The 14,504-nt window shown below is 31.5% G+C and carries 14 protein-coding genes; 12 read left to right on the top strand and 2 right to left on the bottom strand.

Translation table 11 applies throughout. From position 1 onward, the window contains the following. Positions 1 to 202: 202 nt before the first annotated feature. Positions 203 to 1,387, bottom strand: coding sequence for a threonine ammonia-lyase (ilvA, locus tag HMPREF1871_RS05375; RefSeq protein WP_066130917.1), 1,185 nt, complete (start codon positions 1,385 to 1,387; stop codon positions 203 to 205). A gap of 377 nt (positions 1,388 to 1,764) precedes the next feature. Here ilvA and HMPREF1871_RS05370 point away from each other — a divergent pair, with 377 nt between their 5' ends. The 5 genes from HMPREF1871_RS05370 to HMPREF1871_RS06120 are packed head-to-tail and all read left to right on the top strand — an operon-like array spanning position 1,765 to position 5,645. Next, positions 1,765 to 2,868 (top strand): ABC transporter ATP-binding protein, encoded by a 1,104-nt coding sequence (locus HMPREF1871_RS05370; protein ID WP_066130914.1) that lies wholly within the window; start codon positions 1,765 to 1,767, stop codon positions 2,866 to 2,868. A 13-nt stretch (positions 2,869 to 2,881) separates the two neighbouring features. Next, positions 2,882 to 3,784 (top strand): carbohydrate ABC transporter permease, encoded by a 903-nt coding sequence (locus HMPREF1871_RS05365; protein WP_066130911.1) that lies wholly within the window; start codon positions 2,882 to 2,884, stop codon positions 3,782 to 3,784. Between the two features lie 8 nt (positions 3,785 to 3,792). Further along, positions 3,793 to 4,623 carry a carbohydrate ABC transporter permease gene (locus HMPREF1871_RS05360; RefSeq protein ID WP_066130909.1) on the top strand — a complete coding sequence of 277 codons (831 nt, stop codon included), beginning with the start codon at positions 3,793 to 3,795 and terminating at the stop codon, positions 4,621 to 4,623. Positions 4,624 to 4,653: 30 nt separating this feature from the next. Further along, entirely contained in the window at positions 4,654 to 5,346 is a 693-nt protein-coding gene (locus tag HMPREF1871_RS05355; RefSeq protein ID WP_066130906.1) for an N-acetylmannosamine-6-phosphate 2-epimerase, read from the top strand. Continuing rightward, a complete protein-coding gene (locus tag HMPREF1871_RS06120; protein WP_083505648.1) occupies positions 5,346 to 5,645 on the top strand; it encodes a hypothetical protein in 300 nt (99 codons plus the stop codon). Before HMPREF1871_RS05355 ends, HMPREF1871_RS06120 begins: the two co-directional genes overlap by 1 nt. A 112-nt stretch (positions 5,646 to 5,757) precedes the next feature. On the opposite strand, the gene HMPREF1871_RS05350 is transcribed toward HMPREF1871_RS06120, so the two are convergent. Further along, positions 5,758 to 6,612 (bottom strand): ROK family protein, encoded by an 855-nt coding sequence (locus tag HMPREF1871_RS05350; protein ID WP_066130903.1) that lies wholly within the window; start codon positions 6,610 to 6,612, stop codon positions 5,758 to 5,760. Positions 6,613 to 6,901: 289 nt separating this feature from the next. Between HMPREF1871_RS05350 and merR the strand changes: the two genes are divergently transcribed. The 7 genes from merR (at position 6,902) to HMPREF1871_RS05315 (ending at position 14,445) form a co-directional block, all read left to right on the top strand. Beyond that, complete coding sequence (gene merR / locus HMPREF1871_RS05345; protein ID WP_000640383.1) at positions 6,902 to 7,294, top strand: Hg(II)-responsive transcriptional regulator; 393 nt, start codon at positions 6,902 to 6,904, stop codon at positions 7,292 to 7,294. A gap of 28 nt (positions 7,295 to 7,322) precedes the next feature. Next, complete coding sequence (merA, locus tag HMPREF1871_RS05340; protein ID WP_066130900.1) at positions 7,323 to 8,963, top strand: mercury(II) reductase; 1,641 nt, start codon at positions 7,323 to 7,325, stop codon at positions 8,961 to 8,963. A 159-nt stretch (positions 8,964 to 9,122) separates the two neighbouring features. Continuing rightward, positions 9,123 to 10,445, top strand: coding sequence for an ISL3 family transposase (locus HMPREF1871_RS05335; RefSeq protein WP_066130897.1), 1,323 nt, complete (start codon positions 9,123 to 9,125; stop codon positions 10,443 to 10,445). Positions 10,446 to 10,572: 127 nt separating this feature from the next. Further along, a complete protein-coding gene (locus HMPREF1871_RS05330; protein WP_066130894.1) occupies positions 10,573 to 11,451 on the top strand; it encodes an N-acetylneuraminate lyase in 879 nt (292 codons plus the stop codon). A 36-nt stretch (positions 11,452 to 11,487) separates the two neighbouring features. Further along, positions 11,488 to 12,633: an N-acetylglucosamine-6-phosphate deacetylase gene (nagA, locus tag HMPREF1871_RS05325; RefSeq protein ID WP_066130891.1), complete on the top strand. Its 1,146-nt coding sequence runs from the start codon at positions 11,488 to 11,490 to the stop codon at positions 12,631 to 12,633. A 46-nt stretch (positions 12,634 to 12,679) separates the two neighbouring features. Then, positions 12,680 to 13,399 (top strand): glucosamine-6-phosphate deaminase, encoded by a 720-nt coding sequence (gene nagB, locus HMPREF1871_RS05320; RefSeq protein ID WP_066130888.1) that lies wholly within the window; start codon positions 12,680 to 12,682, stop codon positions 13,397 to 13,399. 11 nt (positions 13,400 to 13,410) lie between these two features. Continuing rightward, positions 13,411 to 14,445, top strand: coding sequence for a cyclically-permuted mutarotase family protein (locus HMPREF1871_RS05315; RefSeq protein ID WP_066130883.1), 1,035 nt, complete (start codon positions 13,411 to 13,413; stop codon positions 14,443 to 14,445). The last annotated feature ends 59 nt before the right edge of the window (positions 14,446 to 14,504 follow it).

The following is a 14,504-nucleotide window of genomic DNA, read 5'->3' as shown; positions in this document are numbered from 1 at the left end:
GGTTTGTCCAGTAAAGAGGGTACATATCACTTGTTAGAGTAGATTTTTTTGCTTTTTTGAGTTTTTTAAATATTTACAAAAGGGTTTTTAATATAAAAAAAATTCTTATTTAACATAATCCACATTGCTACTAGCTAGTTTTAGCAGAAATTAGTTAAAATAAGAATTTTTTATGATATATTTTTATTTTTAAAATATTTTTTTAATGCAATATATAGCCTTTTTCTAACAATATTTTTTCTATTTTTTTAGCGTGTTCTTTTCCATTAGTTTCAAGAGTTAATTTTACTCTTATGTTTTTAAATCTAGACGCTCTTTTAAAGCCATCGTGAGTTATTGATATTACGTTGGCTTTTGTTTTGGCTATTAGCGTCAATAATTCTTGCAGTTTCCCTGGGATATTTGCTATTTCTATCTCTATTCTTGTTATTTGGCCTGTTGCGTATAGCCCTTTGTTTATAAGCTGACTTATAAATGCCATGTCAATATTTCCACCAGAAACTACACAAACTACATTTTTATTAAAAAAGTTAAGTTTATCGATAGCTGCAAGACTCAAGCACCCTGATGGTTCTGCTACTAATTTGTGTTTTTCTATAAGTTTTATAAATGCCATTAAAATTTCTTCATCTGTGACTGTTATCCAATCATCTACATTTTCTTTGCAAATCTTATAGTTTAGTTTCCCTACTTTTGCAACTGCAGTTCCGTCTGCTATCGTATCAACTCCGTCAAGGGTTACTATTTTACCTCTTTTTATTGATTCTTTCATTGACCTTGCAGAATATGGTTCAACTCCTATGATTTTTATTAAGGGTGAGATTTCTTTAATACATTTGCTAATCCCCGATATAAGTCCGCCTCCTCCGACTGGAACTATTATATAATCTACGTTTTTCAATTCTTGTATTATTTCAAGTCCTATCGTTCCTTGTCCTTCTATAACGTCTAAATCATCAAAGGGTGGTATAAAGGTATATCCTTTTTCCTTAGCTAATTTTAAACTGTGTTCTTTGCAAGCGTCAAAACTATCTCCATAAAGCACAACTTCTGCTCCATATTTTAGTGTTCCTTCTACTTTAATCATAGGTGTATGCTCTGGCATACATATGACTGCTTTCATGCCTAGTTTTTTCGCCGAAAAAGCTACTCCTTGTGCGTGGTTTCCTGCAGATGCTGTGATAATTCCTTTTTTGGCTAACTCCCTATCAAGTTTTGATAATTTATTATAAGCTCCTCTTAATTTAAATGCTCCCGTCTTTTGTAAATTTTCTGGTTTTATATAAATATTGTTATTTCCTTGCTCTGAAAAGCTTTGTGAGTAGATAAGATGAGTTTTATTTATTACCTTATCAACTCTCTTTTTAGCACTATTAAAATCAAACATGTTTTCCCCTCCCTTGTTTTGAAATATTTAATTATTTTTTATATTTGTTCTATATTAGTTTTTTTATTTATTATAACACATGTAATAGGAAATACAAATTAATTTTAATATGTTGTTATATAGTAAAATCTAAAATTTACAATTTTTATTTTACATTTTTTTCTTTATTTTCTTTTAAATATTTTTTTCTTTTTTTTATTTAGCTATTAACTAGATTATTTTATTCTTAATTTTATTAATTTTTTAAAATTCTTGTAAGTTTTATTCTATCTAAAACGCTTTACAAAAACTTTTATAAATGCTATGATAAATTTAATGTATTAAATAATACTTATCATTAAAATCATTTTAAAAAATCATTTATATTGGAGGTTTTTATGGCAAATCTTTCTTTGAAAAATATTTGCAAAAAATACGATAACGGTTTTGTAGCTGTTAAAAATTTTAATTTGGAAGTAAATGACAAAGAATTTATAGTTTTTGTCGGCCCTAGTGGTTGTGGGAAGAGTACAACTCTTCGTATGATTGCAGGTCTTGAAGATATTTCAGAAGGACAGTTTTATATTGGAGATAAACTTGTTAATAATGTTGAGCCTAAAGATAGAGATATCGCTATGGTTTTCCAAAGTTATGCACTTTATCCTCACATGAGTGTTTTTGAAAATATGGCATTTGCTCTTAAACTTAGAAAAGTGCCAAAAGAAGAAATAAAAGAAAAAGTTAATGAAGCAGCTAAAATTCTTGGTTTAGAAGATTTACTTGATAGAAAGCCTAAAGCTCTTTCTGATGGACAACGTCAAAGGGTTGCTTTGGGACGTGCTATTGTTCGTTCTCCGAAAGTATTTTTAATGGACGAACCTTTATCTAACCTTGATGCTAAACTTCGTTCAAATATGAGGGCTGAAATTATTAAAATTCATAAAAGTTTAGGTGCTACAACAATTTATGTCACTCACGACCAAACAGAAGCTATGACAATGGCTGATAGAATTGTTGTTATGAAAAAAGGTATAGTTCAACAAATAGGAAAACCTAAAGAAATTTATGATGAACCTAAAAATTTATTTGTTGCAGGATTTATTGGAGCTCCTACAATGAACTTTTTACATGGAAGTATAAAAGATGGTAGCTTCATTACAAAAACTGATACAAAAATAGAAATTCCCGAAGCTATTTATCATAAACTGGAAAATAAAGGTTATGTAGGTAAAAATGTAATCTTGGGAATAAGACCTGAAAATATTTCTAATGACCCTTTAGTTTTAGAAACATATTCTCACGCTAAAGTAACTTCAAAAGTGGCTGTTGCAGAGCTTTTGGGATCTGAGTATATTATTCATACTGAGATAAGTGGTGAAAGTATAAAAGCTATTGTTCATTCACGTCAAAATATTCAAATGGGTGATGATATTACTTTTGCTTTTGATATGAATAGAGCTCATTTCTTTGACGCGAAAACTGAAGAGTCTATTATTAAATAAATAAGGAGGTATTATGAAAAATAAAATTAAAAAACGCCTTGATTATAGTGCTTATCTTTTTATACTGCCTGTAGCTATTTTTTTCATCACATTTGTTTTAATTCCTATGATTAGGGGGATTGAACTTTCTTTATATAGTTTTACAAAAAGAAATCCTGTTTTTGTAGGTTTAAAGCAGTATGGCGACCTTATTTTATCTAGTAATGGAGCTACAATTCATGAGCCTTTTATCAAGTCTTTTGTTAATACTATTATTGTTACAGCTGTTGCAGTTCCTATAGTTGTTTTAGTGTCTATTTTTGTTGCTGTTACAATTTATAATAAACACGCAGCAGTTAGGTCTTTTTTTAGAGGAGTGTTTTATATTCCTGCTATTTCTTCAGTAGTTTCTGTTACTGTGGTTTGGGCTTGGATATATCATCCTCAATATGGGATTTTAAATTATATATTCAATTCTATGGGAATTATAAATAAGAATGTTGACTGGCTGGGAAATCCATCTACTGCTCTTTATGCAATTATAACTATTCTTATTACAACCTCTCTAGGTCAACCTATAATCCTTTATGTTGCAGCCTTGGGTAATGTTCCAAAAGAACTTTTAGAAGCAAGTGAGATAGACGGTGCAACTAAGTGGCAAGTGTTTAGAAAAATTACTTGGCCTTTAATAATGCCTACTACTCTTTATATTGTAGTTGTTACTACAATAAATTCATTTCAAATATTTGCTCTTATCCAGCTTCTTACAGCAGGAGGACCAGATTATAAAACAAGTACGATTATGTATCTAGTTTATGAAGCAGCGATTAAAAATGGAGATCATGGCCTTGCTAGTGCTATGGGTATATTGCTTGCTATAGTAATAGGAATTATTTCAATAATTCAATTTAAATTCCTATCTACTGATAATGATTAGGAGGATTTATGAAAAGAAAAATTAGTATTTTTAAAATTGTGTCTATGATTATTTTAATAGGACTGACAATATTTTTTATTTTCCCATTTTACTGGATAGCGTCAGGTTCTTTCAAACTTCAAGATGTGGCTATTAGCATACCACCAGAATGGTGGCCTACAAGCCCCGTTTTAACCAACTATGAAAAACTGTTTACTCCACTTACTTTACGTTGGTTTTTTAATTCAGTGTTTATATCTGTTGCGACAACCTTTTTAGTTTGTCTTACATCTTCACTAGCAGGATATGCCTTAGCTAAAAAGAAATTTCCTGGAGTAAATGTAATATTTATGATATTTGTAGCAGCTATGGCACTACCAAAACAAGTAATTCTAATTCCTTTATTAAATTTAATAACTGAATTTGGAATGATGAATACTTATTACGCTCTTATCCTACCTGCAGTCGGGTGGCCATTTGGGGTGTTTTTAATGAGACAATTCTCACAATCAATACCAAAAGAACTACTAGAGTCAGCAAGAATTGACGGTTGTGGGGAAGTTAGAACATTTTTAAGCATTGCTTTACCTATAATAAAACCCGGTATTGGTGCTTTAGCTATTTTTACTTTTATCGCTAGTTGGAATGATTATTTTTCACAACTTATATTTTCAAACACACCTGATATGTCGACACTACCTTTAGGACTTGCAGCCTTAGCACAAGGGCAAGAATTTTCTAATGATTATGGACTTCTTATGGCTGGAGCAACTCTTGCGTCATTACCTATGATTTTGATATTTATTTGTTTCCAAAATTACTTCACACAAGGAGTTACTTTGGGAGCTGTAAAGGGTTAAAATACATTTAACGACATAGAAAGGAAAATTATGAATAAAGAAGAATTATTTAATCGTCTAAAAGGTGGTCTTATCGTTTCTTGTCAAGCATTAGAAGGAGAACCACTTTATAAAAAAGAAGGTGGCGTTATGTCACTTATGGCAAAGGCAGCAGAGCTTGCTGGAGCTAAAGGTATAAGAGCCCAAGGGATAGTAGACATAAAACAAATAAAAGCCCAAACTACTTTACCTGTAATAGGAATTATTAAAAAATCTTATCCTGGTTATGACTCATATATCACAGCTACAATGCGTGAAGTAGATGAGCTTGCAGCAGCTAAAGCAGATATAATAGCTCTTGACTGCACGATGAGAAAACGTGGAGATAATAAAACAATAAACGAGTTTATAAAAGAAATAAAAGATAAATATAAAGATATAATCTTAATGGCAGACATCTCAACCCTAGAGGAAGCTATAAATGCAGAAAAAGCAGGAGTTGACTTTGTCGGTACTACAATGAATGGCTATACAGAATATACAAAAAACGAAAAAGAATTTAACCCTAATTTAATAAAACAAATTAAAGAAAATGTTAAAATACCATTAATTGCAGAAGGAAAAATTCACTGTCCACATCAACTTAAAAGTGCATTTGATGCAGGGTGTGATATGGCTGTAGTGGGAGGAGCTATAACAAGGCCATTAGAAATAACTAAAAGATTTTTAAAAGCCATAAAATAATGTCATTTTTTTACCTAATAGCATATTGGTACACTTATAGTAAATGGTACATTTTAGGAAGTATTTTTGTAACGCACATCCTAAATACTGCATTTAAAAAACTTTGGCTATCTCCTCTATTAATAAACGCAGCAAGTTTATTAATCTTAGCCTTTGGCATTTATATAAAATTAATAGCTAAAAATCAAGTGATTATCTCAGTTATTTCTATATATTTACCTGTAGTATTCACAAGTATAGTGTTAAACATAATGATTTTTATTTATAAAAAAATCAAAAAGAAAATCAAAAATATTTAAATAAAATAAAACTAATTTGTTTTTTATCAGTCTAAAAATGGACTTTAACAAATTAGTTTTTTTATTATTTATATTAAAATGCAAATCTTTTTTTAATTTTTAGATTTTACTTTTAAAACTTGCTTATAGCACCAAAAAGTGCTGCATCATTATCTAATGACGCTGCTAAAAACTTAGTTTTATTAGTTTTTATAGGCATAAGTTTTTTTACTCTCTTACTAATTAAATCTATAATATAATCCCCTTGTTTAGAGATTGCCCCTCCTATAACTACATATTTAGGATCTAAAATAAGCATCATATTAACAAGCCCAAAAGCAAGATCATCTAGCCATGAATTAAGGATTTTTTTACTTTTTTCATCGTTATTTTTGCATTTATCAAAAAATTCTTTGACGCTTATTTTTTCTTGTAATTCTTCTTCTATTTTTTTCCCAAAAGCTATCGTAGAGGCGACCTGTTCATATGTTTTTTCACTATTTTTATAAAGCAAGGTTCTTCCAAGTTCTCCAAAAGCATAATTAGAGCCTGTAACTATATCATCTTTATAGTACGCTCCTCCTATGCCTGTACCTAGAGCGACACAAAAAACCTCATTAAGACCCATGCAAGACCCACAGAAAATTTCTCCCCTTAAAGCAGAGTTAACATCATTATCTACAAAAATATCACAATTTAATTTTTCACCAATCTCTTTTTTAAAGTTTGTTCCTATGTAATCTTTTATAGTATAAGAGGCAGAAATAATCTCTGTTTTCTCTATATCTACCACTCCTGCAGTTGCTATACCTATCTTTTTAAAATCGTAATCTTTTCTTATTTCCTTTGCTACTTCCAATATTAACGTTGTTATTTTATTTTTACTATTATCTGGAGTTTCTTTGCTATGTCTGTATATTATTTTATTATTTTCATCAATTACAGCAAATTTTATGCTACTCCCACCTACATCAACAGCTAAATTCATACTATCTCCTTTTTTTATTTATTAAGTTCATTATACAAAAAAAAATCTTTCAAATCTAGAAAAATATAAATTTGGGTCTTCGGAATATATAGTGGAATTACTTTCTTAATAGTTTAAAAACAACTGGTGTTTAAATCGGATTTTCTGGTGGGATGTTAGGATAATCAATAGTATTATATAAAAGTATCAATCACATACGAGTGATACTTTGGAAAAAAAATAAAATAGTCCAATTTACTTGACCGTGTACTATGGTACATGGTTTATAATATTCAGGGGGTGAAATAAGATGATTTATCGCATTAGTGAGTTTGCAGATAAATGTGGAGTTAATAAAGAAACGATCAGATATTACGAGCGAAAAAATTTATTACAAGAACCTCACCGAACGGAAGCTGGTTATCGGATATATTCATATGATGACGTTAAGCGTGTTGGGTTTATTAAACGAATACAGGAATTTGGTTTCTCTTTAAGCGAGATTTATAAATTACTTGGTGTTGTAGATAAAGATGAAGTTCGTTGTCAAGATATGTTCGAATTTGTTTCTAAAAAACAAAAGGAAGTGCAAAAACAAATAGAGGATTTAAAACGAATTGAAACTATGTTAGACGACTTAAAACAACGATGTCCAGATGAAAAGAAATTACATTCGTGTCCAATAATAGAAACATTAACATGAGAGATTAATTAACGAAAGGAGCTTTTTTATGAATAAATTTAAGGTAAACATTTCAGGAATGACTTGTACGGGTTGTGAAAAACACGTAGAATCAGCACTTGAAAAGATAGGTGCTAAAAATATTGAGTCTAGTTATCGTCGTGGTGAAGCAGTATTTGAACTGCCCGATGATATTGAGGTTGAAAGTGCAATAAAGGCGATTGATGAAGCAAATTACCAAGCCGGAGAAATTGAAGAAGTATCATCACTAGAAAACGTGGCGTTAATTAATGAAGACAATTATGACCTTCTTATTATTGGTTCTGGTGCTGCTGCCTTTTCTTCGGCAATTAAAGCTATAGAATACGGTGCAAAAGTTGGAATGATTGAGCGTGGAACGGTTGGGGGAACCTGTGTGAATATTGGCTGTGTTCCGTCAAAAACTCTTCTTAGGGCAGGGAAAATCAATCATTTATCAAAAGACAATCCGTTTATAGGTTTACAAACATCCGCTGGAGAAGTGGATTTAGCTAGTTTAATCACGCAAAAGGATAAATTGGTGAGCGAACTTCGGAATCAAAAATATATGGATTTAATTGATGAATATAATTTTGATTTAATTAAAGGTAAAGCAAAATTCGTTGATGCTAGTACGGTTGAGGTCAATGGGACAAAGTTATCTGCAAAACGCTTTTTAATTGCAACAGGTGCATCGCCTTCGTTGCCCCAAATTTCAGGACTTGAAAAAATGGACTATTTAACTAGTACAACACTTCTTGAGTTAAAGAAAATACCAAAACGATTAACTGTAATTGGTTCAGGATACATTGGAATGGAGCTTGGACAACTATTTCATCATTTAGGTTCAGAAATAACGCTTATGCAAAGAAGTGAGCGACTTTTAAAGGAGTATGATCCTGAGATTTCAGAGTCAGTTGAAAAAGCGTTAATTGAACAGGGTATAAACCTTGTCAAAGGGGCAACTTTTGAGCGTGTTGAACAAAGTGGAGAGATAAAAAGGGTTTACGTAACAGTAAATGGCAGTAGAGAAGTCATTGAATCAGATCAGTTACTTGTTGCCACTGGAAGAAAACCAAATACGGATTCTTTAAATTTAAGTGCAGCAGGTGTTGAAACTGGAAAAAATAATGAAATCCTGATCAATGATTTTGGTCAAACAAGTAATGAAAAGATTTATGCAGCAGGAGATGTGACTTTAGGACCACAATTTGTATATGTAGCAGCCTATGAAGGTGGAATTATTACTGATAATGCTATTGGTGGATTAAACAAAAAAATAGATTTATCGGTAGTTCCTGCTGTTACGTTTACGAATCCGACGGTTGCAACGGTTGGTTTAACAGAAGAACAAGCAAAAGAGAAAGGGTATGATGTGAAGACATCTGTATTACCTTTAGATGCTGTTCCAAGAGCAATTGTAAACCGTGAAACAACCGGTGTATTTAAACTAGTAGCAGATGCAGAAACACTAAAAGTATTAGGGGTTCATATTGTATCTGAAAATGCAGGAGATGTCATCTATGCAGCATCATTAGCTGTTAAATTTGGCTTAACGATAGAAGATTTAACAGAAACCCTAGCACCATATTTAACAATGGCTGAAGGGCTAAAATTAGTTGCACTTACGTTCGATAAAGATATTTCGAAATTATCTTGTTGTGCAGGCTAAGGGAACTTTTTTACAACTCCCTATTCAAGTGAACCAGCTAATGCTTTAAGGGATTTTCTAAGTGCATTTGTGGTCACAAAAATAATTTAACACTGATGATTTCGACATCAAATCTATAATTGATACCTTAACACCGCAGAGTAATAAAGGATGAATAATATGTCAGACTTATTATCCCTACCAGACATTAAAACAATAGAACCGCCACAAGAAAATGAAACCGATATGATGTTTAAAGTTGAAGCAGTCGGACCACCTGAACGTTGTCCTGAATGTGGTTTTGACAAGTTGTACAAACACAGTTCAAGAAATCAACTAATTATGGATTTGCCCATTCGTTTAAAGCGAGTGGGCTTACATTTGAACCGTAGACGATACAAGTGTCGTGAATGCGGATCTACCTTCTGGGAACGCCTAATATCTGTAGATGAAAAGCGTAGTATGACCAAAAGGCTTTTAAAGTCCATTCAAGAGCAATCCATGTCTAAGACCTTTGTAGAAGTCGCAGAAAGCGTTGGTGTTGACGAGAAAACCATTAGGAACGTTTTTAAGGACTATGTGGCACTCAAAGAACGTGAATACCAGTTTGAAACTCCTAAGTGGCTTGGGATAGACGAGATACATATTATCCGTAGACCTCGGCTTGTATTGACTAATATTGAACGCAGGACTATTTATGACATCAAGCCTAACCGTAACAAGGAAACAGTCATCCAACGTCTTTCAGAAATCAGTGACAGGACTTACATTGAGTACGTCACAATGGATATGTGGAAGCCCTACAAAGACGCAGTGAACACTATCCTTCCACAAGCTAAAGTTGTCGTAGATAAGTTTCATGTAGTTAGAATGGCTAATCAAGCCTTAGATAACATCAGAAAGTCTTTGAAAGCCCATATGAGCCAAAAAGAAAGACGTACCCTTATGCGTGAAAGGTTTATCCTTCTAAAGCGTAAACACGATCTAAATGAACGTGAATCATTCCTCTTAGATACTTGGTTAGGTAATCTTCCTGCTTTAAAAGAAGCCTATGAACTCAAAGAAGAGTTTTACTGGATATGGGATACTCCTGATCCAGATGAAGGTCATCTTCGTTATAGTCAATGGAGACACCGTTGTATGTCCAGCAACTCTAAAGACGCATATAAAGACCTCGTGAGAGCCGTAGACAACTGGCATGTTGAAATATTCAACTACTTTGATAAAAGGCTCACTAATGCTTATACGGAGTCAATTAACAGCATTATTAGGCAGGTAGAGCGAATGGGTAGAGGTTACTCGTTTGATGCCTTACGAGCCAAAATCCTTTTCAATGAGAAGCTCCATAAAAAGCGTAAGCCACGATTTAATTCAAGTGCTTTCAATAAAGCTATGTTATACGATACTTTCAATTGGTATGAAGTGAATGATCACGACATTACAGACAACTTAGGTGTCGATTTTTCCACACTTATTAAGAATTTGGAGAAGGGTGATTTATAAGCCCTTTTCCACCATAAAATCCGAATACCCATAAATTTTAAAGCTACTTTCTTTCACTTGACAGCGTTTTATAAAAGATATACAATTATTATATTAATAATTTAATGTGTTAAATTCAGGAGGAATTATGAAAGACTTAAAAGGTATATATTCTGCATTAGTTGCCCCATTTGATAAAGAAGGCAACTTAATAGAAGAAGGTCTTAGAGAAATAGTTAAATACAATATAGAAGTTAATAAAGTTGATGGACTTTATGTTAATGGAAGCAGTGGAGAAAACTTTTTAATTGATACTGAAACAAAAAAAAGAATTTTCAAAATTACAAAAGAAGTAGCAAAAGATAAAATAAATCTAATTGCACAAGTCGGCAGTCTTGATCTTTTTGAAGCTTGTGAACTTGGTAAGTATGCAACAAAGTTAGGTTATGACAGTCTTTCAGCAGTTACTCCATTTTATTATCCATTTAGTTTTGAGGAAATAAAAGAATACTACAAAACAATTATCAAAGAAACAAATAACAACATGATTATTTACTATATCCCCGTTTTAACAGGAGTTAAAATAAGCATGGACGAGTTTAGTGAGCTTTTATCAGATGAAAAAATCATTGGGGTAAAATACACAGCGGCAGATTTTTATCAATTAGAAAGATTTAGAAAAAGATTCCCAGATACTTTGATATTCTCTGGATTTGACGAAATGCTTGTTCAAGCCGGTATAAGTGGCGTTGATGGAGCTATTGGTTCTACATACAACATTCAAGGAAGTTTAGCAAAAGAAATATTCACTCTTGCAAAAAAAGGAGAAGTAGAAAAAGCATACAATCTTCAACATAAGGCAAATGATGTGATAGAAAAAATACTACAATTAGGTCTTTATCAAACAATAAAAGAAATCCTAAAAATAAAAGGACTTAATGCAGGATATTGCAAAAAACCAATGCGTCAATTTGATGAAAATAAATTAGATGAACTTAAAAAATTAGTTAAAGATTACAACTTATAAGCCTGAATACTCAGGCTTTATTTTTAGAGGTAATATATGTTAATAAAAAGTAAAAAAGTTTGGGTATTAGGTCAATTTTTACCCCTTATAATAGAAATAAAAGACGAAAAAATTACAAATATTTTCGATTATGATGATAAAAAAAATGTAGATTATGACTTTTTAAATAATAGAATTTTTCCCGGTTTTATAGACATTCACACTCACGGAGCATACGGTTTTGATACTAATGACGCCAAAGAGGAAGGACTAAAAACTTGGGCAGAGAAATTGCCAGAAGAGGGAGTAACTTCATTTTTACCGACAACAATAACTCAAAAAGAAGAAGTTTTAATAAAAGCATTAGAAAATATAAAAAAAGTGGCAAACTCTGATTATAAAGGTGCTGAAATTTTAGGAGTTAATTTTGAAGGACCTTACTTAGATGAAGAAAAACGAGGAGCACAACCTCTAAACTGCCTCCAAAAACCAGATATAAACCAATTTAAAAAATACATGCAGGCAAGTGGAAATCTAATAAAAATTATAACTATGGCGTGTGAAAAAGATGAAAATTTTGAACTGACAAAATATATAGCAAGTCTAGGAATAAAAGTAAGTTTAGGTCATTCTAGTGCCACATATAAACAAAGTGCTTTGAGTTTTTTAAATGGAGCCTCTTCTCAAACTCATGTTTTCAATGGAATGAGCGGATTTCATCACAGAGAAAATGGTCAAGTAGGCTTTGCACTTAGCTCATCTACAGAATATGGAGAAATAATAACAGACGGTATTCACTCTACCATCCAAGCTTTAAAAATTTTCTTTAATGCAAAAGGGAAAAATTACGCTCTTATGGTAACTGACTGTCTTTGTGCAAAAGGACTAAAAGAAGGAAAATATATTTTTGGTGGAGAAAATATAACAATCTATCCAGACGGAAGTGCTCACAGAGATGATGGAAGACTTGCTGGTTCAACTTTAAAAATATCAAACGGACTAAAAATACTAATAGAAAAAGCAAATATTGACATGGAAAGTGCCATAAACTCATGCACAATAAACCCTGCAAAATTCTTAGGTATCGACAATAAAAAAGGAAAAATAAAAGTAGGCAACGATGCAGACATAACAGTCCTAGATGATGATTACAATACCCTTTTCACCCTAACAAAAGGAAAAATAGCATTTAAAAATTTTTAAAAAAAAGAAAATAACCCTCACAAAAAAAATAAAATAGGAGAGTAACATGAACTACTACGTATTTAAAAACAAAGAAGAAGCAAGTAAAAAGGCCTTTGAGCTATTAAAAAAATACCTTACCCCTACTTCTACCCTAGGATTAGCTACAGGAAGCTCCCCTACTGCTTTATATAAAGAAATGATTAAATACTATAAAGACGGTTTTTCATATCAAAATATAGAAACTTTTAACCTAGATGAATATGTCGCTATAGATTATAACCACAAACAAAGTTATCACTACTTTATGAATCATCATCTCTTCAATCATATTGACATAAAAAAAGAAAATATCCATATTCCTGACGCTTCTAATAAAAATTTAAAAAAAGCTATTGAAAATTATCAAAATCTGTTAGATAATAGACAGATAGACGTGCAAATTTTAGGTGTTGGAAGTAATGGCCATATTGGCTTTAATGAACCCTTCACCTCATTTAGTACAGGTGTTCATAAGGTAAATTTAAACAAAGAAACTATTAAAGCAAACTCAAGATTTTTTGATAATGATGAATCTTTAGTACCTAAATATGCCGTTACCATGGGAATTAAAGATATTATGAAAGCAAAAATAATAATTCTTTTAGCCTTTGGAGAAAGCAAAAAAAATGCAATAAAAAAATTACTTAGCGACTATGAAGTAACAGAAGAAATTCCTTGTACAGTCTTAAAACAACATCCAAATGTACATATTTTTGTAGATGAAAAAGCAAACTACAAAAATTAGAAAGAGGTAAAATGGTTAATACAATAAAATGCTTTGACGTCCCCCCTCTCCCCTTAGAAAAAGGGTACAGAGAAAACATAGGTGTTAGTAATATGCTTTGTGGGGTTATAGATAACAAAATAGTTCTTGGAGGAGGAAGTAACTTTCCCTTTGGAACTGCTCTTGAAGGAGGTAAAAGGGTAATCCATAAATTCTTACACTTAATAAGACCTGTGGAAAATTCTTTCCAAATTTTAGACACTACAGAATTTGAACAACCAGTAGCAGACGGTAAATGTGTAAGTTTCAGTGGAATGCTTTTTTATGTTGGAGGCAACCGGATTTTAAAAATAAATGTTATAAATAATAAACTACACGTCCAAGAATATGCAAATCTCAACTTTTCAATAGAACAGCACATAGCTCATATCTATAATGGAATAATTTATTATGGATTAGGAAAAATTAATGGAGAAATATCAGACAGATTTTTCGCTTTTAATATATTTACTCAAGAAAACAAAGAAATTTCATCATTCCCTGCATCAGGTAGAATTCAATGTGTATCAGAAATTTTTGAAGACGAAATAGTAGTCTTTAGCGGAGCAAATAATATAGCTTATACAGAAGGATACAAATACAATATAAGAAAAAAAATCTGGATCAAAATATCTGATGTCAAAGCAGGAAATAAAAAAATTTCTATTGTCGGAGCCGGAAATATAAAAATTAACGATAAAGAAATGGTAGTTATTGGAGGCTTCAACAAAAAAATTTGGGACGAAGCGTGTAAAAAATTTGCTACATTTAAAAGTGAAGATAAAAATAAATTTAGACAATTCTATTTTTCACAAGAACCTTCTTACTTCAACTGGAATAAAAAATTACTAATTTATAACTATAAACTTGACTCTTGGACTTCTCCAGGAGAAATAAACTTTCCTGCCCCATGCGGAAACAGCTTAGTATGTATTCATAATAGTATTTATTCTATAATGGGAGAAATTCGTCCGGGAATAAGAACCAACAAGTCATATAGAATACCCTTAGAAAAAATAAATAGATAAAACCCTCAGTAAAAAAAACTGAGGGCTTTTTTTAAAAATTTTTCTTTTTTTAAAAAAAT

This window comes from Gemelliphila asaccharolytica (genome assembly GCF_001553005.1).
Taxonomy (GTDB): domain Bacteria; phylum Bacillota; class Bacilli; order Staphylococcales; family Gemellaceae; genus Gemelliphila; species Gemelliphila asaccharolytica.
Note: the sequence above shows the minus strand (reverse complement) of the source record. Positions and strands in the feature narration are given on the sequence as shown.

Coding starts and splice junctions, on each gene's coding strand:
- merA (WP_066130900.1), top strand. CDS start 7,323: ATGAATAAATTTAAGGTAAACATTTCAGGAATGACTTGTACGGGTTGT.
- nagA (WP_066130891.1), top strand. CDS start 11,488: ATGTTAATAAAAAGTAAAAAAGTTTGGGTATTAGGTCAATTTTTACCC.
- HMPREF1871_RS05365 (WP_066130911.1), top strand. CDS start 2,882: ATGAAAAATAAAATTAAAAAACGCCTTGATTATAGTGCTTATCTTTTT.
- HMPREF1871_RS05370 (WP_066130914.1), top strand. CDS start 1,765: ATGGCAAATCTTTCTTTGAAAAATATTTGCAAAAAATACGATAACGGT.
- HMPREF1871_RS05315 (WP_066130883.1), top strand. CDS start 13,411: ATGGTTAATACAATAAAATGCTTTGACGTCCCCCCTCTCCCCTTAGAA.
- HMPREF1871_RS05355 (WP_066130906.1), top strand. CDS start 4,654: ATGAATAAAGAAGAATTATTTAATCGTCTAAAAGGTGGTCTTATCGTT.
- merR (WP_000640383.1), top strand. CDS start 6,902: ATGATTTATCGCATTAGTGAGTTTGCAGATAAATGTGGAGTTAATAAA.
- HMPREF1871_RS05335 (WP_066130897.1), top strand. CDS start 9,123: ATGTCAGACTTATTATCCCTACCAGACATTAAAACAATAGAACCGCCA.
- HMPREF1871_RS06120 (WP_083505648.1), top strand. CDS start 5,346: ATGTCATTTTTTTACCTAATAGCATATTGGTACACTTATAGTAAATGG.
- HMPREF1871_RS05330 (WP_066130894.1), top strand. CDS start 10,573: ATGAAAGACTTAAAAGGTATATATTCTGCATTAGTTGCCCCATTTGAT.
- HMPREF1871_RS05360 (WP_066130909.1), top strand. CDS start 3,793: ATGAAAAGAAAAATTAGTATTTTTAAAATTGTGTCTATGATTATTTTA.
- nagB (WP_066130888.1), top strand. CDS start 12,680: ATGAACTACTACGTATTTAAAAACAAAGAAGAAGCAAGTAAAAAGGCC.
- HMPREF1871_RS05350 (WP_066130903.1), bottom strand. CDS start 6,612: ATGAATTTAGCTGTTGATGTAGGTGGGAGTAGCATAAAATTTGCTGTA.
- ilvA (WP_066130917.1), bottom strand. CDS start 1,387: ATGTTTGATTTTAATAGTGCTAAAAAGAGAGTTGATAAGGTAATAAAT.